The 21,579-nt window shown below is 74.4% G+C and carries 13 protein-coding genes; 6 read left to right on the top strand and 7 right to left on the bottom strand.

The genetic code is table 11. The features are described 5' to 3' along the window. Nucleotides 1-453 precede the first annotated feature (453 nt). Together ACSMXW_RS24440 and ACSMXW_RS24435 are read left to right on the top strand one after the other, a co-directional pair. Nucleotides 454-2,841: an SdrD B-like domain-containing protein gene (locus ACSMXW_RS24440; protein WP_485808272.1), complete on the top strand. Its 2,388-nt coding sequence runs from the start codon at nt 454-456 to the stop codon at nt 2,839-2,841. A 302-nt stretch (nt 2,842-3,143) separates the two neighbouring features. Further along, on the top strand, nt 3,144-3,824 hold the full coding sequence (locus ACSMXW_RS24435; RefSeq protein ID WP_485808270.1) for a hypothetical protein: 681 nt from the start codon (nt 3,144-3,146) through the stop codon (nt 3,822-3,824). 7 nt (nt 3,825-3,831) lie between these two features. On the opposite strand, the gene ACSMXW_RS24430 is transcribed toward ACSMXW_RS24435, so the two are convergent. Further along, entirely contained in the window at nt 3,832-5,043 is a 1,212-nt protein-coding gene (locus tag ACSMXW_RS24430; protein WP_485799360.1) for a right-handed parallel beta-helix repeat-containing protein, read from the bottom strand. A gap of 238 nt (nt 5,044-5,281) precedes the next feature. On the opposite strand from ACSMXW_RS24430, the gene ACSMXW_RS24425 reads away from it, so the two are divergent. Next, nucleotides 5,282-6,439, top strand: coding sequence for a Dyp-type peroxidase (locus ACSMXW_RS24425; RefSeq protein ID WP_485799359.1), 1,158 nt, complete (start codon nt 5,282-5,284; stop codon nt 6,437-6,439). Between the two features lie 66 nt (nt 6,440-6,505). Here the strand turns inward: ACSMXW_RS24425 and ACSMXW_RS24420 are convergent, their stop codons facing one another. The 6 genes from ACSMXW_RS24420 to ACSMXW_RS24395 all read right to left on the bottom strand — a co-directional run bounded on the left by ACSMXW_RS24420 (nt 6,506) and on the right by ACSMXW_RS24395 (nt 15,565). Beyond that, nucleotides 6,506-7,768 (bottom strand): amidohydrolase, encoded by a 1,263-nt coding sequence (locus tag ACSMXW_RS24420; protein ID WP_485799358.1) that lies wholly within the window; start codon nt 7,766-7,768, stop codon nt 6,506-6,508. Between the two features lie 94 nt (nt 7,769-7,862). Then, nucleotides 7,863-9,713, bottom strand: coding sequence for an AbgT family transporter (locus tag ACSMXW_RS24415; RefSeq protein WP_485799357.1), 1,851 nt, complete (start codon nt 9,711-9,713; stop codon nt 7,863-7,865). Beyond that, complete coding sequence (locus ACSMXW_RS24410) at nt 9,710-10,942, bottom strand: threonine synthase (protein ID WP_485799355.1); 1,233 nt, start codon at nt 10,940-10,942, stop codon at nt 9,710-9,712. Before ACSMXW_RS24410 ends, ACSMXW_RS24415 begins: the two co-directional genes overlap by 4 nt. Before the next feature lie 218 nt (nt 10,943-11,160). Beyond that, nucleotides 11,161-11,874 carry a DUF4232 domain-containing protein gene (locus tag ACSMXW_RS24405; protein ID WP_485799353.1) on the bottom strand — a complete coding sequence of 238 codons (714 nt, stop codon included), beginning with the start codon at nt 11,872-11,874 and terminating at the stop codon, nt 11,161-11,163. 242 nt (nt 11,875-12,116) lie between these two features. Then, nucleotides 12,117-12,695, bottom strand: coding sequence for a cysteine hydrolase family protein (locus ACSMXW_RS24400; RefSeq protein WP_485799352.1), 579 nt, complete (start codon nt 12,693-12,695; stop codon nt 12,117-12,119). A gap of 92 nt (nt 12,696-12,787) precedes the next feature. Beyond that, complete coding sequence (locus ACSMXW_RS24395; RefSeq protein WP_485799350.1) at nt 12,788-15,565, bottom strand: hypothetical protein; 2,778 nt, start codon at nt 15,563-15,565, stop codon at nt 12,788-12,790. 304 nt (nt 15,566-15,869) lie between these two features. Here ACSMXW_RS24395 and ACSMXW_RS24390 point away from each other — a divergent pair, with 304 nt between their 5' ends. From ACSMXW_RS24390 to ACSMXW_RS24380, 3 genes are read left to right on the top strand one after another with little or no spacing between them, the layout of a single operon-like run. Beyond that, nucleotides 15,870-16,964: a hypothetical protein gene (locus ACSMXW_RS24390; RefSeq protein ID WP_485799349.1), complete on the top strand. Its 1,095-nt coding sequence runs from the start codon at nt 15,870-15,872 to the stop codon at nt 16,962-16,964. Then, a complete protein-coding gene (locus ACSMXW_RS24385) occupies nt 16,964-19,153 on the top strand; it encodes a bifunctional serine/threonine-protein kinase/ABC transporter substrate-binding protein (RefSeq protein ID WP_485808269.1) in 2,190 nt (729 codons plus the stop codon). The genes ACSMXW_RS24390 and ACSMXW_RS24385 overlap by 1 nt, the downstream gene beginning before the upstream one ends. Nucleotides 19,154-19,168: 15 nt before the next feature. Then, entirely contained in the window at nt 19,169-21,523 is a 2,355-nt protein-coding gene (locus ACSMXW_RS24380; RefSeq protein WP_485799347.1) for a bifunctional serine/threonine-protein kinase/ABC transporter substrate-binding protein, read from the top strand. Nucleotides 21,524-21,579: the final 56 nt, after the last annotated feature.

Raw genomic sequence — 21,579 nt, 5'->3', positions numbered from 1 at the left:
GGCGAGACTCCTCCGCATAGACTATCGCGCGCTGCTCGCGATGGCGGTCGGTGAGGTCGGCGGTGGGGGCGAGGGTACCGTGGTCGAGCTGCGCAAACACACACCGCAGGGCAGTCCCGCCGGTCCCGCCCAAGGCCCTGAACGCGCGTTCGCTTTTCCTGGTCTGCGGTACTTACGACTCGCCCACCCTATCCCCCGAACGATCACCACAAGGCGGTCCACGCAGCGGCAGTGGGCCCTTTTTTCTTTTCCTTGGCGTTCGCGACCGGCGTCCGTGTCCGGGGCCACGCAGTGAACTCCGGCGAGAATCGGGTGCTTCGTTTTCAAGACAAGAGAAGTGTGGAGTGTGATGCCATGAACCGAGTAGGCAGAGATTCGCCCCGGTCGGCCTGGGGGCTCGGGGAGCCGCTGGCGCGCGTGGGGTTATCCGTTCTTCTGCTGGCGGGCGGCACCGTGGCAGCGACGGCTGGACCGGCCGCCGCTTCGGCCGCCGACGGCACCCTGACGGTCGAGGTGCTGCGCGACTTCTTCGGCACCGGCGTGATCAACGCGACGATGGACGTGCCGCAGCGGGGCATGAAGGTGGAGGTCTCCGACCCCGCCGGACACGATGTCACCGGCGTCACGGATGCCACGGGAAAGGTCGTGGTGCCGCCGTCGACGGTGCTGAGCGGCGGCCGGTACCGCGTCGACGTCAGCGTCCCGGCACCGTACAGGGGCTATCTGCGGGCGGCGCCCGCGTCGACGGCCGAGAACCACTTCGACAGCTTCACGTCGTTCGTGGACGTGTCGGGCGGGAAGAACGCCTCGGTGGTGACGGGGGTGTGGGATCCGGCCGACTACGCACTGCCGGACTCGCGGTATTTCGTACCGGTCCAGAACGGCGCCAACGGCACCGACACCCGGGCGTTGGTGGCGTTCGGGACCAACGCCCGGGGCACGTGTCCCACCGATGTGTCCTGCCCCGACACGCTGGCCACGCAGGCCCAGGTGGGGACCACGTTCGGGTTGGCGTACGACACGTACCGGAGCCGGTTGTTCCAGAGCGCGTTCGCCCGCCGGTACGCCCCGTACGGTCCACAGGGCCCCGGCGCGATCTACACGGTGCCGGTCAGCGGCTCGGGCGCGCCGGAGCTGTTCGCCAAGGTGCCGGGCACCGCGGTGACACCGCACGACACCGCCCACATGATCAAGGATCCCGGGTTCACCGATGCACCGGGCAAGGAGAGCATCGGTGGCCTGACCCTGTCGGAGGACGGCTCCACGCTGTACGCGGTGAACCTGCTGACCCGCAGCCTGGTGAGCTTCGACGCGACAGGGGCCACCGCCTCGGCGCCCGAGGCGACGGTCCCCATCCCGGACCCGGGGTGCGCGAGCGCGGAAGACTGGCGGCCGTTCGGCCTCCAGGCCCACAACAACACCCTTTACGTCGGCGGCGTGTGCAGCGCGGAGAGCACGCAGCAGCGCGCGGACCTGAAAGCCGTCGTCTACACCTATGACGGCAAGCGGTTCAGCACGGTGCTGACCCACCCGCTCACGGACGTGCGCGGCACCGTCTACGGTTCCGGCGACAAGGCCACCCACTGGAACCCGTGGAACACCCGTCTGGACACGTGGGACGACCGGTCGACGGGCACCACCTTCATTGATCCGCAGCCGGAGCTGGCCTCTCTCGCCTTCGCCCGCGACGGCTCGATGATCCTGGGTTTCCGCGACCGGTTCATGGACGTGCTCAGTTGGGGAGGGCTGGACCCCCGCCCGGGGAACGACACGGCGGAAAACGGCATGTCCGGTGGTGACATCACCATGGTCTGCGCCACTGCCGCCGGTGGGTACGCGTGGGAAGGCACCGGAGACTGCCCCAACCACGCCACCCCCGCCAACAACGGCGGCCAGGCCACCGGTGCCGTCGAGTACTTCCCGGGCGACTTCTACGCCAACGCCCACCAGGAGACCGCGTTGGGGTCGGTGGCCTATATCCCCCAGCAGCAGTGGGTCGTCAGCACGGAGTTCGACCCGGTCGTCAACGTCGCGACCTCAGGGACCGGGTACCACAACATCACGACCGGTCAGGGCCCGGGCAACAACCCGACCGCCAACGGGTTCCAGTTCGTCAGCCAGGTCCAAGGCGGGTTCGGCAAGGCCGGCGGGCTCGGTGACATCGCGTACGCGGCGGCGAACGCGCCGATCCAGATCGGCAACCTCGTGTGGTTCGACGGCGACCACAACGGGACCCAGGACCCGGCGGAACCGCTGCTGCCGGAGGCCACGATCAACCTGCTGGACGCGAGCGGCAAGCAGGTCGCCACGACCAGGACCGATGCCGCCGGCGAGTACTACTTCGGTGGTGTCGGCGCCGCCTACCAGCTCACCCCCGGTGCCAAGTACACCGTCCAGTTCGACGTGTGTACCGCCGACACCGGCGAGGTGCCCGGCCGGCCCACGGCGGACGAGCTGCGGTTCACGCTCCCGAGAGCCGGTGCCACCCGTGCGCACGACTCCAACGTGACCCCGCCGACCACCGGGCGGTTGTGCAACGGCTACGCACCGGTCACCGCCCCGGACAAGCCGGGCGGGGTCGATCACACGATCGACGCCGGGGTGTACGTCCCGAAGGCGACCCCGACACCGCCACCGACCTCCCCACCCGCGTCGCCGCCGGCCTCCACGCCGTCACCCGCGGCGCCCAACCACCCGGCCCCGGCCGGTGGGAGCTCGGGTTCCCTGGCGGACACCGGTACATCCCGGCTGCCGGAGATGATCGCCCTCGCCGGTCTGCTGGTGGGTGCGGGTCTGGCCATCGCGTTCATGAGCCGGAAACACCGCGCCCGGAAACACTGAACGAACGGAACAACAGTGATCTGCCCGCCCGCGATCCGGATGGCGCGGTCGGGCGGATCACGTCTCGGCCGGTCCAGGAGGGCCGGCCCTGGCGTCGTCCGCCACTGCGCTGCCGAGTGTCGTAGCGACCGCACGGTGGCCGGGCAGTGCGGTGATCGAGAGGGTGGATCAGAAGAGTGTCAGCGTCGAGCCGCGTGCGCAGCGTGAGAGTCCGGCAAGCCCTACGGGGCCGTGCGGCCGACCGGCGCCGGTGGCTGCGGCCACGCTGGGCGGCAGCCGTCGTCGGCACAGCGGCCGTCGCGGTGGCCGCGCTCCTCCTCGCCGGCGGCGGCTCCGACTCCGGCGCCCCGCGCGCACTGACGTCGGACGAGGCGAACCAGTTGGCGATCACGCGGTTCCGCAACTACGAGGCGCACGGGCGCGCGGTGACGATCACCGTGCCGGGCACCGCCGGTGGGCTGGTCGTCACCGCGTCCGTCGACTACCGGGGCAAGCGCGGTTACGGCGTGGTGCACGGCACCGGGCGCGACACCTCCAGCGACGGGCTGATCGAGTGGACGACCGCCTCGGTGTTCGTCCACCCGATGGCGAACGCCCCGGCGCACGCCCCCGCGTCGCCGCCCCGCTCGGGCTGGTACAGCCGTCCGATGCAGGCGTCCGGCAACTCGCTGGACAGTTCGCTGGCCATCGCACTCAGTCTCGGCAGCGACCGGCCGGACAACGCCGAACTGCTGCCGCAGAACGGCGCGACCTGGTGGGGACGAGACCAGGTGGACGGGCACCGGGTGAACGTCATGACCGGGCCGTCCTCCCGTGACCGCTCCGGCACGGCGGGCAACGTGCGCTACTGGGTCGGCTCGGACGGCACCATGTACCGGGTCCGCGTCCGCGTGAGTTCCGCGCCGCAGCCGGTGGTCATCGATTTCGACACCCAGAAGTACGTCCCGGTGGGGCCGGTCCCCGGATCCACCCCGACGCGGTAGCCGCTGTTCAGGACGTCCGCACCCGCGCGTCCGCGGCGAGCAGGGACGCCGGCGGCAGCGGGATGCCCGCCGTGTCCGGCAGGGCCGGCACGGCCGGGACAGCGGTGGCGCCCGTGGTCCGGGCGTGGGGGAACTGCGGCTGGGGACCGGGCGCCGCGACCTCCGTGAACGGGATGCCACCGGGTGCGGTCGGCATCGTCCACCTGCCGGCCGGCGAGGGCGACCCGGCCGGAAGCGGACAGGACGCGGTGGTCGCGAGCCGGGCGGGCACCGTGGTGCGCAGATCATTGCCGCGCAGGCAGTTGCCCCGTCCCCGCGTGGCGGTGGGGAACGTCCAGCCGACGTCGACGCCGTTGCCGGTGAACGTGTTGTCCACGATCTGGTTGCCGACCGGAGGCAGGTCGGCGGTCGCGGTGATCACCAGCCCGGCGTTGCCGTTGTCGGCGATGCGGTTGCGGATGAACCGGTTGTCGCTGCCGCCGTCGACGCCGATGCCGGTGCCCCACCCGCCGTCGGCCTGCTCCGGGGTGGCCCTCTGCTGGTTGGCGGCGATCAGATTGCCCGCGATGACGGCGCCCTGCTGCGGGAGCAGCTTCTCCTGGTGGTCGGAGCCGGTGGTCAGACCGACCCGGTTGCCGACCAGGCGGTTGCCGACCACGTACATCTCTCCGCTGGCGTTGGTGCCTTCGTAACCGACCGCGTTGAGTTCGGCGATGTTGTCCCGCACCACGATGTGACACGGCTTGCACTGCCCGACATAGATCCCCGAGTCGGCACCGCCCGAGGTGTACGAGTGCTCGATGACACCGTTCTGCGCGGAGAACGCGTAGATGCCGTACAGCCCGTTGCGGGTCGCGGTCACATACGAGACCAGGAACGACTTCAGGAAGGTGACGGGCTCGTCGCCGGTGTCGTAGCCGCCGCTCCGCCCCGGCAGCCCGGCGGCCGCCGCCGCCGAACCGGTGACCAGGACCCCGTTCTGCGTGTTCTTCTCCACGGTCAGGTTCTCCACGGCCACCCCGGGCGCCGCGACCACGATGCCGTTCGGCTGCTGCAACCGCCCGTCGATGACGACCTTGTCACGGGACTCACCACGGAGAGTGACGCGCGCCGTGTCGATCCTCACCGACTCGTGGTACACGCCCGGCGCGACCAGCACCAGGTCACCGGGGTGAGCGAGCGACACCGCGTCCGAGATCGTCGGGGCATCGCCAGGCACTCGGATCGTCACATGCGCACCGCTCGGTCGCCGGCCTTCGGCCGATCGGGTGTCGCCGCCGCCGCAACCGACCACAAGTGTCAGGGTGCCCAGTACCGCCGCCACCACCCGGAGAGCTAATCGAGGCATGATCCCAGTCTGGCATGGCGCCCGGTTCCGCGTCTGGTGACGTCCAATTCCGCGCCCGAATCGCCAGGTTGACGGGCACCGGTGATTCCGGTGTGGCACTCTGCACACCATGCACCGAGCCGATCGCCACCCGTCGCGCCGCGCGTTCCTCGATGTCACCGGCACCATGGTGGCCGCCGGTCTGACCGCCGGGTGCACATCGGGCTCCGCCCGGCCAGGCCGGCACGCCCCTTCCGCAGCGGCCACGCCCATGCCGGTTCCGGCGACGGGCCGTCACCAGGCGGGCATCACACTCCCCCGGGTGGCCCAGCCCAACCTGCTCGCCGTGGTGGCCGACCTCGGTGCCACCGTGGCGGCCGGCCCGTTACTGGACGAACTCGGCCAGGCCATCCGGGCGCTCACCGCGGGAAACGACCCGCGACTGCTGGGCCTGCCGCCGGGCGACCTCACCGTGACCGTCGGCGTGGGCCCCCGCCTGGTGCGCACGGCCGGTACCTCGCTGCCCGGTGCGGCCGACCTTCCGCGCTTCTCCCGCGAGCGGATCGCCCCCCGGGCACGCGGCGGAGACCTGCTGATACAGATCTGCGCCAGCGACGCAGTGCTCCTACCGGTCGCCGCCGCCGCGCTCCTGGACCTGGCCGGCGACCGCGTCCACGAACGCTGGCGCCAGTCCGGGCGCCGCGGTACGAACGTGCCCCTCGGGAGCGGCCCTGCCGCGCAACGGAACCCACTCGGTTTCATCGACGGCATCGTGGGCCCGCACACGGCCGCGGAACGACAACGCGACCTGTGGCTGACCGGGCCCGCCGCGGTCGCCGGCGGCACCCTTGCCGTACTGCGGCGGATGGAACTCGACCTGCCGCGGTTCGCCGCCCTGTCCGTGGCCGAGCAGGAAGCGGTCATCGGGCGGCGCCGGGCCAGCGGCGTCCCCCTCTCCGGCGGCACCGTCGCCTCCAGCCCGGAACTCGGCGCCAAGACACCCGACGGACGCTACGTCGTCCCCGCGGACGCCCACGTGCGCAGGGCGAACCCCACCGTGGTCGGTGCCGGCCTGATGCTCCGCCGCTCCTACAACACCGACGAGCCCACCCCCGGCCTGCTCTTCACCAGCTTCCAGAACGACCTGCGGACCTTCACCGCCACCCTCACCCACATGGACACCTCCGACGCACTGCTGCCGTTCACCACCACGACGGCCAGCGCGACCTTCCTGATCCTCCCCGGCTTCGACCGACGGCACCCGCTCGGTTCCCGGTTGTTCGGCTGATCACAGCCGGAGTGGCCGGTCAATGGCGGATCCGCCGGGGGGCCGGTATCCGCCGGGAGCCGGTCGTCACAGGGCGCGGCGGACCGCCTCCTCCAGGAGGTCCACGCCCAGGGCGAGCGCCTGCTCGTCGAAGTCGAAACGGGGCGTGTGGTGCGGCGCGGCGAGATCGGCGCCGATGGCCAGGTAGGTCGCCATCCCGCCGTGCTCCTGGACGCGGCGCATCAGCGCGGTGGCGTCGTCGCTGGCCACCCCGCTCTCCCCGGTGGGGGTGACCAGGCGCAGCCCGCGGGCGGCGGCCGCGGCCTCCACCAGTGCGACCGCGTCGGTGTCCGCACGCGCCGTGGTGACCGAGCCGATCAGCTCGATGTCGACGTCCAGGCCGTACATCTCGGCCGCACCGCGCAGCGCCTGCCGGGCGCGCCGCTCCAGGTCGGCGTTGACGTCCCCGTCGTCGGCCCTGGTCTCCAGGAGCAGTTCGGCCGTGTCCGGCACGATGTTGCTGCTGGTGCCGCCGTGCAGGGCGCCGACCGCGACCCTGGTCACATGGCCGGGGACCCGGGGCAGCCCCTGCACCGCGAGGGTGGCCGCCGCGGCGCCCAGCAGCGCGTTGCGCCCCTCGTGCGGGGCGAGCGAGGCGTGCGCGGCGGTGCCGCGGAACACCGCGCGTATCTTCGCGTTCGCGAGCAGCCCGTCCAGCGAGCTGACCACCGTACCGGTGGGCTGGTTCAGGCCGAGGTGGGCGGCGAGGAGGACGTCCGCGGTGTCGACCGCCCCGCTCGGCACCATGGCCCGTGCGCCGCGCCCGCCCTCCTCGGCCGGCTGGAAGAGCAGGGTGAGGGAGCCGGCGGGCGGCGGGTCGGCGGTGATCCGCTCGGCCAGTTCCATCGCCATGCCGATGTGGCCGTCGTGGCCGCAGGCGTGCATCACCCCCTCGTGCGCGGAACGGAAGCCGGCCCGTGCGGGCAGGTGGCCGTCCGCGTCCGACTCGGTGATCGGCAGTGCGTCGATGTCCGCCCGCAGGGTGAGCGCGGGGCCGGGGCGCCCGCTGTGCCAGGTGGCCAGCACGGCCGTGTTGCCGCCCCGCAGCGACGGCAGATGGCGCTGGTCGGCGCCCTCGTCGGCGGCCCGCCGGTACGCGGCGTCCAGCACCTCGTCGGCGGGCACGCCCAGCCGGGCGCCGGGGCTGATCGCCTCCTCGCCGGCGCGCACCTGCCAGCCGAGGTCGGCCAGCCGGCCGGCGATCAGGCTGGCGGTGCGGAACTCGGTGAAGCCGACCTCCGGGTGGCGGTGGATGTCCCGCCGCCAGCGGACCGCCGTGGACTCGGCCATGCTCCGTTCCTTCCTGCCGTGGTGTGCGTGCTTCGGGCCGCTCGCCCTTGCGGGTGTCCGCGTGCCGGTCCTCGTGGGTGTGCGCCTGCCGCGGTCAGTGCCCCAGTCTCGTGGGCACGCCGGGGCCGAACGGGATTCCGGCGAAGTAGAAGACCGCGAAGAGGGCCACCCACAGCACCGCCACCGGCAGCACGAACAGGCTCAGCCGGGCGAAGACCATGCCCAGGGTGAACCGCCGGTCGTAGCCGCGGGCGGAGAGTTCCAGCATGTAGACGTACGGGTTGAGGGGCGAGACGGGGTGCGTCACCGAGTCGCCGACCCGGTACGCCGCCTGCACCGCCGCCGGGTGGTAGCCGAGGCCGACGAAGACGGGGACGAGCACCGGCGCCAGCACCGTCCACAGCGAAGAGCCCGAGAACACCACCAGCGACAGCAGGGCGCTGAACACCAGCGCCACCAGCAGCGCGGGGAACCCCGTCAGGTGCGCGGTGCGCAGCACGTCCGCGCCCTGCACCGCCAGGTACTCGCCGACGTGGCTCCAGGTGAACATGGCGATGAACTGGCCCGCGGTGAAGGCGATCACGATGTAGCCGAGCATGCCCTGCAACGCCTCCGCCATCAGCCGCGGCACGTCGCTCGCCCTGCGGATGGTGCCGGCGGGGATGCCGTAGGCGATGCCGCAGATCAGGAAGGAGAGCATCACCAGGGTCACGATGCCGTCGAAGAACGGCGACTTGACCAGGCCGCCGCCCGGGCCGCGCAGCGGGCCGCCGGGCACCAGCCAGCAGGCGAAGACCAGCACGAGGAACGCGGCGAGGGCCAGCGCGCCGCACCACAGGCCGCGGCGCTGCTCGGGCGTGACCGCGGCGACCCCGGCGGGCGTCCCGTCCTCCGCGGCCTCCCCCGTGTCGTCCGGCCGGTACGGCGGCAGCGTGGGCTCCACCCAGCGCACCAGCAGGAACCCGGTGAGCAGCGGCAGGACGAGACCCGAGGCGGCCTGGAAGAAGTAGTTCATCACCACGGAGGTGCTGATGCCGAAGCCCTGCGGGGTGACCGAGGCGGTGATGGCGGACAGGTTGGCGTCCAGCGAGCCGATCAGCACACCGGAGGCATAACCGACGGTCGTGGAGGCGAAGCTGCCCAGCATCCCGGCGATCGGGTGCCGCCCCACCGCGCGGAACGCGAGGGCGGCCAGCGGCGGCAGGATCACCATGGAGGCGTCGCCCATCACATGGCCCTGCGCGGCGATGTACGTCACGGCGTACGGCATCAGGCCGCGCGGTACCCGGGACAGCACCGCGGAGACCACCGCCGTCAGGAAGCCACTGCGCTCGGCGACGCCGACGCCGAGCAGCACCGCGAGCACCACGCCGAGCGGCGGGTAGCCGATGAAGTTGGTGACGAAGGTGGCCAGCAGGTGCTGGACGCCGGCGAGGGAGAGCACCGACTCCACCGGCAACGGCTTGTCCGCGCCGGGGATGCGGGCGGTGGCGCCCACGGCGGAGAGCACCGCGGAGACCACCGCCAGCAGGATCAGCAGGTAGAGGAAGAGCAGGAACGGGTGCGGTATGCGGCCGCCGACCCGCTCCACCACGGCGAAGAACCGTCCGAGGCGGCTCCGGTCGAACGCGTCCGCGGTGGCGTCGGCACCACCCGCCGCCACGCCGCCGGCGGACGCGGGCGCTGCGGCGGGCGCGGGCGCTGCGGCGGGCGCGGGCCCGGTGGCAGGTCCGGTCGCGGACGTGGACCCGGACGCGGGCCTGGGCGTGGGCGTGGGCCCGGTGACGGGTCCGGTCGCGGGCCCGGCGGCGGACGGGGACGCATCGCCCGTGTCGGACGGGGACGTGGCCCCGGCGGCGGACGAGGACGTGGCCCCGGCGGCGGGCGAGGCGTCGGCGGCCGACGGGGTGCCCGGAGCCGGGTCGGGGTCAGCCGGGCCGCTCATCGCCCCTCCGGGGCGTCCGGTATCCGCCCGTTCACGGGCAGCGTGGGCACGTCCACCGGCACCGTCTCCGGGTACTTGATGCCGGCGCCGGTGTTGAGCACCACGACCTCCTCGTCGCCGCGCAGCCAGCCGCTGTCCCGCAGCTGCCCGACCGCGGCGAAACAGGCGGCGCCCTCCGGGCAGATGAACGCGCCCTCGGCGTGGGCCAGCGCGGCCTGGGCGGCGAGGAGTTCCTCGTCGGTGACGGCGATCGCGGTGCCGTCGGTCTCCCGGACCGCGTCGAGGACGAGGAAGTCGCCGAGCGCCTTGGGGACGGTGATGCCGAACGCCACGGTGTGCGCGTCCGGGAACGGGGTGCTCTCGCGCTCGCCCCGCTGGTACGCCTCCACGATCGGGGCGCAGCCCGCGGCCTGGACGGCCACCAGGCGCGGCAGGTCGCCGCTGATCCAGCCCAGCTCCCGCATCTCCAGCAGCGCCTTGTGGATGCCGATGATGCCGACCCCGCCGCCGGTCGGGTAGAGGATCACATCGGGCATCCGCCAGCCGAGCTGCTCGACGATCTCGTAGCCCATCGTCTTCTTGCCCTCGATGCGGTAGGGCTCCTTGAGGGTGGAGATCTCCTGGTAGCCGGTGCGCTCGGCGACCGCGGCGGCCACCAGCTTGCCGGCGTCCCCGATGAGACCGTCCACCAGGTACAGCTCGGCGCCGGAGACCACGCACTCGGCGCGGGTGATCTCGGGCGCGTCCACGGGCATCGCCACCAGGCTGCGCATGCCTGCGCGGGCGGCGTACACCGACCAGGCGGCGCCCGCGTTGCCGTTGGTGGGCATGGCGATGCCGGTGACGCCCAGCTCGTGCGCGCGGGAGACGCCGACCGCGGCGCCCCTGGCCTTGAAGCTGCCGGTGGGGATCAGGCCCTCGTCCTTCATCTTCAGGGCGGGCACGCCCACGGCGGCGCCGTAGCGGGGCAGGTCCAGCAGGGGTGTCATGCCCTCACCGAGGGTCACCACGTGCTCGGGCGACCGCACCGGCAGGACCTCGTGGTACCGCCACAGCGACGGGGGCCGGCCGGCTATCTCCTCCCTGGTCACCGTGGCCCGGACCTGCTCCAGGTCGTAACGGGCCAGCAGCGGCGCGCCGACGGGCGAGGTGCCCTGGACCACGTCCGCGTCGTGCCGGGTGCCGGTCCGTGAGCATTCCAGGTGGGTCAGGGCGGAGTACGCGGGCATCGTTCCTTCTCGGGTCTCAGGCCGGGGCGCGTCGGGCCGGGGTGGGGCCGGGGTTCCGAGGCCGGGCTTTCGGGGCTGGTGGTGCTCCTGAGCAGAACCCACGAAGGGATCACCAGTCAAGTGTTCGAGTGCACTCCAGCACGGGTGGGCGGCGCGGGCGCGCCGAGGGCCCCGGACGGCGCTGCGTCCGGGGCCCTCGGGTGGGGGGTGGGGAGTGGCTACCTGGTGCTGTGCACGGGACCGACCTGCAGGTTCTGGATGCCGGAGCCGACGCACTCCTGCTGGTTCCACGGGATGTTCGTGGACTCCTTCTGGTTCGGCGGGTAGACGCGCAGGGTCGGCACCGTGGTGAGGTCGCACTGCTGCTCCGAGTACCCGCCCGGGCCGTCGACGGTCCGGACGTCCGCGTAGGCGTGTGCGTTCGGGATCAGCGTGACGGTCCTGGTGGCGCCGGGCGCCCGGACGGCCGCCTTGCCGAGCTGGACGTTGTGGGCCTTGACGAAGGAGACGCCGGGGTAGCCGGTGAGGCTGCAGGGGGCGGAGCCGGTGTTCTGGAAGACGATCTGGAACATGGTGTGGCCGGCGCCGGCCGAGAAGTTCCCGGCGGTGGCCTTCAGGTTCCGGGTGGCACAGGCCGGGACCGATCCGGCCGCGGCGGAGCCCTGGGTACCGGTCGCCCGCGAGGAGCCGGACGAGGACGACCCGCCGGCCTTGTCGCCCGCCGAGCCGCCGCCCGTCGTCGCGGACGAGCCCCCGGAGGAGCTCCCGGCCGAACCGCCGGATCCGTTCGACGAGCTGCCGGCCGGCGACGCGGGCGCGGAGGACGGGGACGACGACGAGGACGAGTCGTTCGGCCCGCAGGCCGTCAGCGCGAGTCCGACGGCGACGAGCGCGACAGCCGGGATGCCACGGCGAGCGGTCCTGGTGAGCATGGGGGTCTCTCTTCCATACGTGGGGGACGGTGGTGCAGTCACCTGGAGAGACGCCGTCCGGCGGATCAGGTTCGCGTGTGTTACAGGTCGGGGACAGAAGATGTACCTGGCACGGACATTCGTTGCATGCCCGCGGCGCGGGTCGGGGCGCACCCCGGCGCCCGCGGGGCGGGACGGGCCCGCGCCCTGGACTGCGGCGCGGCACGGCGCCCGTGCCGTGGCGTGCGGCCCCGTCCGGCCGGTCAGCTCCTGCTGTCCGCCGCGGCGCCCGCCGCGAAGGTCACCTCTGCCGTACCGACCACCCCGGCGTGGCGGCCGGGTGCGGTCTGGTGGCGCCAGTAGAGGTTGGTGTGCGCTATGACCTGCGCCGGGGCCGGTGCGCCGTACGCCGTGAGGTCCTCCGTGGTGTGGGCGTCGCCGACGAGCGTAACGTCGTAGCCGCGTGCGAGGGCGCCGTGCAGGGTGGAGCGGATGCACGCGTCGGTCTGGGCGCCGGTGACGACGAGCCGGCCCACCGCACGCTTCGCGAGCACCGCCTCCAGTTCGGTGTCCTCGAACGAGTCACCGTACCTCTTGTGCACGAGCGGCTCCTCCGCGCGCCGGGTCAGCTCCGGCACGTAACTCCAGCCGTCGCTCTCCGGCTGGAGCTCGTCGCCGGCGTGCTGCACCCAGATCAGGGGCACGCCCTCCGCACGGGCCCTGCCGACGAGGGTGCCGATGTTCGCGATCACGGCGTCGCGGTTGTGGACGCCGGCCATCACTCCGTTCTGCACGTCGATGACCAGCAGTGCGGTGCTCGGGCGGTCGGGCAGGGTCGTCAAGGGACCACCTCCTGTGTCGGGGCACGCCTGGGTGCCGTCGTCACAGTAGGCCCGGCCACTGACAACGGGCCCCTGCCCGCCGCCGGCCCCCGTCACTGCTGCTGCGTGAGGCCCAGGGAGAACGTGCCCGTGCCCAGCGCCACGGGGTCCACCGTCAGTGTGTAGGTGCCGTCCGCGGGCAGGGTGGGCAGGGCCTTGGCGGTGGTGCCCGTGCCCATGGAGGCCGCGTCCACCAGCCACCGGCCGTCGGGCCCGGAGATCGACAGAGACCAGGCCGTGGGCGGGGTGTCGAGGCCGAGGGTGAGCTGCCGGCCCTTGGTGCCGGCGAACACATAGCGGCCGTTCTGACCGGCCAGGAGGATCCTGACGGGCTTCCTGGGGGCGCCCACGGTCAGCGCACCCCCGGCCGAGTCCGCTATCAGGGCGGCCTTCGTACTGCCGGTCTCGGGAGTGTCGGGCTGGACGACGAGCCGGTGTATACCCGCCGCCAGGGGTCCCCTGAGCGGCACGTCCAGCGCGGCGCTCGTCAGGCTGCCCGCGTACGTGTCCGACGTCGCGTCCGGCGCCCAGTACCCCACTCGGGGGCCGCGGGTGAACGTCGTCCCGCTGAACACGACGGAGGCACCGTCGCCGGCGCGCGCGGTGTACCGGAACTCCAACTGCTGACCGGGGCGCGTGATGCTGCCCGTGGCGGGCTGGGCGCCGGGGGTCAGTGTGATGGGGGCCACCGGCTTCGACAGCCAGAGCTTCATGGTCCCGGTGGTGGCCCGGTCGGTGGTCACCACCACGGCGTATGCCGCACCGGGCGTCAGCCCCGTCAGGTACAGCGCGCGGTTGGAGGTGCCGGAGAGGGCACCGAGGTACGTCCCCTTGCCGCCCGCCGCGGAGACGAGCCATGCCTCGCTGCCGTTCGGCACCGTGTTGTCGGTCACCGCGAAGCCGACGGACGGGGTGTCGGGGGCGGTGAACGCGGCCCTGATCTGCTGGCCGGCGCGGGAGACCGTGGCCGTCACGGCGGCGCCGTCCGCGGTCAGGGGGGCCGCCAGGTCCTTTGAGAGCGTCAGCTTGAGGCTTCCCGTGCCGCCCTCGTGCGGGTTCACCACCACCTGGTAGGCGCCGGTCTCCGGGAGGTCGGGGAGGCCGAGCGTGGTGGCGGCGCCGGCCGACAGGAAGTGGTCGTCGACGATCTTCTTCCCGGAGGGGGCGATCACGCTGACGCCGGTGGCCTTGGTGAAGGTGTTGCCGGTCAGGCCGAGTGACAGGTCGTCACCCGCGCCGGCCTGGAAGCCGGCGGTGGCGTTCTGCCCGAACCTGGCGACCTGTGCGGTGACCGGGCCGCCCGTGCCGGAGAGGGTCCCCGCCTGGACGGGGACGGAGAACACCAGCGTCAGCGTGCCGAGCGAGAGGTCCTGCGGGGCGATCTCCACCGTGTAGGTGCCGGTGGCGGGCAGCACGGGGCTGTCCCAGTCGGCGCTGGACCCGCTGGAGACGAGGAAGCCGTCGCCGAGCGGGTCGCCGTCCGGGCCGCGGACCTCGATGTCGCTGAGGGTCTGGAAACCGGCCGAGGTGACGCCGAGGGAGATCGTGCCGCCCTCCTCGCCGGTGAAGCGGGCTGTCACGTTCTGGCCGGCGCGGTCCACGCGGACGCTCTTCGGGGCGTCGGCCGGGCCGAGCAGGCCCGCGTCCGCGTAGTGCGAACCCGTCACCCGCACGGTGCCGGTGGCGCCGTCGGACGGGTCGAGCAGCAGCAGGTAACGGCCCGTGGCGGGCAGCGCGGGCACGTCGATGTCCCCGGTGGAGTCCGCGGACACATAGGCGGACCTGGCCTCGCTGCCGTCCGGGGCCAGCAGGAGCACGTCGATCGAGGTGTCCATGCCGGCCGTGTCCAGGGCCAGGCTGAGCGAGTCGCCGCCCTCGGCGTCGATGGTCCAGCGGCCGTCCTGGCCGGGCCGCGTCATCGTCGTGCCGCCCGCGGGGCCCGTGAGGTCCAGCGCCCCGCCGGCCGGGTAGGAGACCGTCACGGTGGCGGTGCCGGTGTTGTCCTGGCCCGGGTCGAGGACGAGGGAGTAGGTGCCGGACAGCGGCAGGTCGCGCGCCTCCCAGTCGCCGCCGCCGGAGAACGTCACATACGTGCTGTCGCCGACCTGCCCGCCCTGCGGGTCGAGCAGGTACACGTCGACAGACCAGGAAAACGTGGACGCGGTGAAACCGAAGTCGACGGTGTCGCCGCGCTCGGCGTCGAACTGCACGCGGGCCCGGCCGCCGGAGCGGGTCACCGACACCGGGGCCGGCGCGTCGTCCGTCACCGAGGTGCGCACCGTCGTCTCGAAGTCGTCGTCGCCGGTGTCGTCCCCGGCCGCGCCTGCGTCGTCGCTCCGCGGCACGGTGGGGTTCCGGAAGGGGGAGTCCGGGCCGTCCGCGGCACCCCGGCCGTCCGCGGCACCCCGCCCGCCCGCGGCACCCCGGTCACCCCCGTCACGCCGGACACCCTGATCGGCGTGGACCCCGCCGCCGTCCCGAACACCATGGGTGCGGACGCCATCGCCCTCCCGAACGCCATGGGCGTGGACCCCGTCGCCGTCCCGGATGCCGGCGTCCCGCCCGTCCCCCGCCGGGCCGCCGCGGCCGTCCGGTGCCCCGGCCGCCGCCCGGCCCGTGATCGCGGCCCCGGGCGCCTGCACCACCCCGGGCTCCGCCATGGCCGCCGCGGGCCTCCCGGCCCCGGCCCGCCCCGGCTCGCCCCGGCCGGAGTCGGAGCCGGCCGCCTGGGCCGACAGGGATCCGCATGCCAGGGCCAGCACCAGCGCACCGGCCGCGGCCAGCCGCCGAGCCCCGCCGCGTAAGCCGAACCACTCTCCGCGCCCGTGCACACGCCCTCCCCCAAGCGAACACACAACTCACAGAAATCCCATGACACTTACAGATCTCACCCAACACTTCCCACCTTATGCACAGTCGGTCACCTGTGCGAGGCGCCCCGGCGTGAATGGCCGGAACCGCCACCCGCCATCGGCCCGGGTCGCCTGTGGTCCGGGGACCGCGGCAGGGCAGGATGACCGGATACCGCCCCGGGCGCTGCCGTGCCCGGGCGGAACCGCCCGGCCCGCTTCGGCGTCGGGTTCCGTGAACGTCAGGGCCGGGGCCGGCCGTTGGGTGCGGAGGGGGACGGTGGGGTTGCCGAGGAGAACGTGGCTCGGGTGGGGCGCGCTGACGGCGTGCGGCCTGCTGCTGGGGGCCTGCACGGATGCGGGACACACGGCGGACGACGGGAAGCCCCCGGCGTCCGCGCGCGGCACGGACGGCTCCTCGCCGCCCGGCGGCGCGCACGGGACGCCGGGTGGCGACGGCACCACGGAGGCGTTCCCCTCCAGGGACGCCGACCCGGCCAAGGTGCCGCGGACGACCGGGCGGGCGAGCGAGCTCGTCCGCAAGGTGATCGCCGATCCGGAACTGATCGGCTCCGGCGCGCACCCCGCGACGCCCTACGAGAGCGATCCGGACACCTGGGCGGTGCTGGCCGACGGCTGCGTCTGGCAGCGGAGGAGCCTGCCTGACGACGTCCTCGCCACCCTCACCCGCCATGTGGAGTTGCCGATCGGCAATGGCCGGCCGGCGCGGCTGACCTTCACCGTCACCGTGCACCGCACGACGCTGGACGCCGCCTGGGAGCAGGCCGGGATGCTGGACGAGGCGATGGGCTGCCCGGAGCAGACCCTGGGCCCCGGCGAGCGGCTGACGGGGCTCACGTCGTCGGCGTTCGCCTACGGCGAGAACTCCAACTACTACAGCGACGACGTGCTGAGAGAGCGGGGCCAGTGCCGCAGCGCCACGGCGGGCGGCCCCTACGCATACCTCTGGACTCAGGCCACGTTCGGCCCCGTCGTGGTGAGCGCGGCCTCGTGCGGGGGCCGGGACGACGGCGACAATCCGGCGGTGGAGTCGGCCCAGTCGACGCTGGTGCAGATGGTGCAGCGGGCGAAACAGGAGATCGGCCGGGTGGCCCGGCCCGGTTCCGGTTCCGGCTCCGGTTCCGGTTCCGGTTCCAAATCCAGTTCGGGCTCCGGCTCCGCTTCCACATCCAGTTCCGGCTCCGGCTCCGGCTCGGAGGCACGAGGGATGGCGCGGACAGCCGGTACGAGGGACACCCCGGGCATACGGACACGGGCAGCAGAGGCCATCCGGGACACACCGAGGACAGAGGACACCCGGAACACACGGAGAACCGCCGGACGCACCCCCGCGCCCGGCCTGGAAGGGGAGACCGCATGATGGAGCCGCTGCTCCCCTCCGACCCGGCGTGGCTCGGCGAGCACCGGCCGCTGCGGCGGCTCGGCGCGGGCGGCATGGGCGTGGTCTACCTCGCGCGGACCGCGGCCGGCGAGCTGGCCGCCGTGAAGGTGATCCAGCCCGAGTACGCCGACGATCCGGAGTTCCGGACCAGGTTCCGCCGCGAGGCGGCCGCGGCCCGGCGGGTCGAGAGCCCCTGGGTGGTACGGGTGACCGGTGCCGACCCGGAGGCGCCGGCGCCGTGGCTCGCCACCGCCTTCGTGCCGGGGCCCTCGCTGGCCGAGGCCGTGGCGTCCTGCGGCGCGCTGCCGCTTGACGCGGTGCGCGTGCTGGGCGGGGTGCTGGGGCGGGCGCTGGCCGCCGTGCACGCCGCGGGCCTGGTGCACCGGGACGTCAAGCCCGGCAACGTCCTGCTGGCCCTGGACGGGCCGCGGCTGATCGACTTCGGCATCGCGCGCTCCACGTCCGCCGAGGAGACGGTGCTCACGTCCCCGGACGTGGTCGTGGGCACCCCCGGCTTCCTCTCCCCCGAACAGGCACAGGCCGGGCGGGCCGAACCGGCGAGCGACGTGTTCGCGCTGGGCTGCGTGCTGGCGTACGCGGCCACCGGCCGCCCGCCGTTCGGCACCGGGGCGGCGAGCGCCGTGCTGTACCGCACCGTGCACGGCGAGCCGGACCTCGCCGGCATCGAGGACCCCGCGCTGCGCGCGCTGCTGGAGCGGTGCCTCGCCGCGCACGCATCCGACCGGCCGTCGGCCGGTGAGGCGGCCGGGGAGCTGGCGGCAAACGCCCCTGAGGGCTCCGTCGACTGGCTGCCCGACCCGGTGGTGCGGATGATCGCCGACCGGTCCGCCGAGCTGCTCGACCTGCCCCCCGTCTCCCCCACAGAGGCGGCGGGGCCGCGGGAGACCACCACGGTGCGGGAATCCGCCGGGGTGCGGGAGACCACCACGGTGCAGGGGCCCGCCCGGTCACCGGGACGGCGGCGGTTCCTCGCCCTGGGAGCCGGGGGCGCCGCCCTCCTCGCGGCGGGCGGCACGGCGGCGTGGTGGGCCGCACGGCCGGACGGCGGCGCGGCTGCGGGCACCGGCGACCGCTGGGTGCTCGGCGTGCAGGCCGACCTGAGCGGCCCGCAGCGGACCGCGGGCCGGGCGCAGGAGCGGGCGGCCCGGCTGGCCGTCGAGCAGTTCAACTCCCGTACGGAGCGGCCCTTCACGCTCGGCCTGCGGGTCGAGGACGACCGGGGCACCGCGTCCGGGGCCGAGGCGGCCGCCCGCCGGCTCACCGGGGACGGGACCGTGCTCGCCGTCCTCGGGCCCACCGGCTGGACGTCCGCGCAGGCCGCCGTGAAGACGTACGAGCTGACGCGGACCCCGCTGCTGACCGTCTCGGAGCTGTCCGTCTCGGCGTCCAACGGAGCCCTCCTCGCCGAGTCGCTCATGTACTTCCACGCCGCGCCGCTCGGCATGGTGGGCGGCTTCATGACGGACACCGCGCTGGCCGCCGCGGGCGTACGGCGGCCGGGCCTGCTCGTGGACCGCGCGGGGCGGCTGGGCGGGTGGGAGACCTCCGAGATGGCGTACAGGTCCGCGGCCGGCCAGAAGCTGCACGTGTACGCCCGGTATGTGCCCGCGATCGCCCCCGACCCGTCCACCGTCCTCGCCGACATGCTGGACCAGGGCGTCGACGGCCTCTACTACACGGGCACCGCGGAGCGCGCCGCTCTGGTGGCGCGGGCGCTGGCCCGGCGGGGCTTCGACGGGCCCCGGTTCCTCGACCCGCCCGCGGCCACGGACGCGTTCACCGCCGCCGCGGGCCCGGCCGCCGAGGGATGGCGGGTGCTGACGCCGTACATCAGCCCCGACGCGCCGCCCGTGCGCGCCTTCGCCACCGCGTACCGCAAGCGCTACGGCACCGCGCCGGGCATCTGGGCGGCGGAGGCGTACGACGTCGCCCGGCTGGTCGCCGACCGGCTCACCGCCCTGCGGCGGGCCGGCGGGCGGCGGCCGAGCCGCGCCCAGCTCGCCGCGGCGCTCCTCAAGGCGGACTTCAAGGGGCTGACCACGACGTACGCGTTCGAGAAGGACCGGACGCTGCGGCTGGGCCAGCTGTACCAGTGGCGGGTCACCGGCGGCCGGTTCCGGTACGCCGGTGTGGTGCCGGTGGGCTGAGGACGGGGGCGGCGGATGCGGGCGCTGAGGGCGGAGGACCCCGCGGAGCTGGGCGGCCACCGGCTGCTGGCCCGGCTCGGCGCGGGCGGCATGGGTGTGGTGTACCTGGCGCGCACGGGGGCGGGCGAGCTCGTCGCACTCAAGGTGATCCGGGCCGAGCACGCGGCCGATCCGCACTTCCGGGCCCGGTTCCGGCGCGAGGCACGCCTCGCGGCCGAGGTGCGCGGACGCTGGGTGGTGCGGGTCACGGACGCCGACGCCGAGGCCCGCGCGCCCTGGCTTGCGACGGCCTTCGTGCCCGGTCCCGCGCTGTCCGAGGCCGTGGACGCGCAGGGTCCGCTGCCGGCGCACACCGTGCTCGTCCTCGGCCGGCGCGTCGCCGGCGCCCTCACGGACCTGCACGCCGCCGGTCTCGTCCACCGCGACGTGAAGCCCGGCAACATCCTGCTCGCCCGCGACGGGCCCCGGCTGATCGACTTCGGCATCGCCCGGGGCGCCGGGGCCACGGCCCTGACCGCGCCGGACGCGGTGCTCGGCACGCCCGGGTACCTCGCGCCCGAGCAGGTCCGGGCCCACGAGGACACCGCGGGCCCCGCGAGCGACGTCTTCTCGCTGGGCTGCGTCCTGGCGTACGCGGCGACGGGCCGCGCCCCGTTCGGCACCGGCGCGCCCGCCGCGGTGCTCTACCGCACCGTGCACGAGGACCCGGACCTCACCGGCCTCGCCCGGCTCCCCGCCGCGGCCCGCACGGCGATCACCGCCTGCCTCGCCAAGGACCCGGCGGCCCGCCCGACCACGACGCAACTCCGCACGGCCCTGAGCCGCCCCGAGAGCCCACCCGACCCACGCCTGGCCGTCTGGGGCGGCTGGGGCGGGCCTGCGGGGGGCGGGGGTGGCACGGGTGGCACGGACGGCACGGACGGCACGGACGGCACGGACGGCCGGAACGACGCGGCGGGCCGGGGCGACACGGACGGCCGGAACGACGCGGACAGCCGGGGCGACACGGACGGCCGGGGCGAAGAGTGGTTGCCGCCCGGTGTGCTGCGGCTCGTCGCCGAGCATGCCGCCCGGGCGCTGGACCCGCCGCCCCGGCTGGCGCCGCCCGCGGGCGGGGACCGGGGCACGATGGCGGAGGAGGCCTCCGGGGGGCCGGATACGGCAACGGCCGGACCGCCGGCGCGCTCACGGCGGCGGTTCCTGGTGGTGGGCGGGGCGGCGGCGGCCACCGTCCTCACCGCGGGGGTCGGCGCGGCGGTCCTGGCCGGACGCCGCTCCCCCTCCGGCGCCCCGCCCACCTTCGCCATCGGTCTCCAGGGCGTGGGCACCGAGCAGGAGCGCGGCGCCCGGCTCGCGGCGGCCGAGCACAACGACCGCTCCGGCACCCGGTTCCGGCTCGCCCTGACCGCCGTCGGCGACCACGGGCGGGCCGCGGAGGCGAAGGCGGCGGCCCACCGTCTGATCGGCGACCGGGCCGTCCACGCCGTGCTCGGGCCCGCCGCCGAGGCCGCGGTGCGCGCCGCGGCGCCCCTGTACTCGGCGGCCGGGATGCCCCTGGTGCTGGTCGCCTCGGACGGTGGGACGCCATCCGTCACGCGCCTGCCCACCGTGTGCATCACCCGGGTCGCGGACGACGCGCTGGGCGTCTCGTTCGCCCGCTACCTCACCGTGGTCCACCCCACGCGCCGCACCGCCGTCGTCGAGGACCGGGCCGGGGGCCGGCCGGCCGCCGACCTGATGCAGTACTTCCGCGCCCAGCCGCCCGGCGGTGGTACGGCCACCGTCCACCCCGTGGCCGCCGGGGACGACGTCGCACCGGCCGTCACGCGGGCGCTGGCCACCCATCCGGACGCGGTCGTGTACGCGGGCACGTCGCCGGACCGGGCCGCCGCCTGTGCGCGTGCGCTCGCCTCGGCGGGCTTCACGGGGGCGCGGGTCGCCATCGAGCCGGTGATGCGGCCGGCCTTCCTGCGGGCGGCGGGCGGGGCGGCCGAGGGGTGGGTGGTCGCCGCTCCGTACGCCGACCCGTCGGCGATGGCCACGTCCGCGGCGCGGGCGTTCACCGCGGCCTACCGTGCGCGCCACCACGCCTCCCCCGGCCCGTGGGCCGCCGAGGCGTACGACGCAGTCGGGCTCCTCGTCCGGGCCCTGGAGGCGGTCGGGGGCACCGCCGGGGCCACTCGGGAACGGCTCGCGGACCAGCTTCCGCGCACCTCGCTGAACGGCGTGGCGAAGCCGATCCGCTTCGCCGCCTCGGCCACCCACGATCTGGATTCCCCGGCGGGTTTCCTCTACCAGGCCCACGGGGGCCGCTTCCGCTTCCTGGGCCGCGATGACCAGGTCGGTGCGACGGGAACGCCGAGGACTTAGGGGCCCCAGGCCGCCCCGGGGGCGCGGGCCTGCGGCCTGGACGCAACGGGGCGGAC

Source organism: Streptomyces sp. DSM 116793 (genome assembly GCF_057320905.1).
The sequence above is the reverse complement of the archived record's forward strand: the minus strand, read 5'-3'. Positions and strand labels throughout refer to the sequence as shown.

What these genes read in the sequence shown, in the direction of transcription:
- ACSMXW_RS24380 (WP_485799347.1), top strand. Translation starts at nt 19,169, where the DNA reads ATGCGGGCGCTGAGGGCGGAGGACCCCGCGGAGCTGGGCGGCCACCGG.
- ACSMXW_RS24385 (WP_485808269.1), top strand. Translation starts at nt 16,964, where the DNA reads ATGGAGCCGCTGCTCCCCTCCGACCCGGCGTGGCTCGGCGAGCACCGG.
- ACSMXW_RS24420 (WP_485799358.1), bottom strand. Translation starts at nt 7,768, where the DNA reads ATGGCCGAGTCCACGGCGGTCCGCTGGCGGCGGGACATCCACCGCCAC.
- ACSMXW_RS24405 (WP_485799353.1), bottom strand. Translation starts at nt 11,874, where the DNA reads ATGCTCACCAGGACCGCTCGCCGTGGCATCCCGGCTGTCGCGCTCGTC.
- ACSMXW_RS24410 (WP_485799355.1), bottom strand. Translation starts at nt 10,942, where the DNA reads ATGCCCGCGTACTCCGCCCTGACCCACCTGGAATGCTCACGGACCGGC.
- ACSMXW_RS24415 (WP_485799357.1), bottom strand. Translation starts at nt 9,713, where the DNA reads ATGAGCGGCCCGGCTGACCCCGACCCGGCTCCGGGCACCCCGTCGGCC.
- ACSMXW_RS24425 (WP_485799359.1), top strand. Translation starts at nt 5,282, where the DNA reads ATGCACCGAGCCGATCGCCACCCGTCGCGCCGCGCGTTCCTCGATGTC.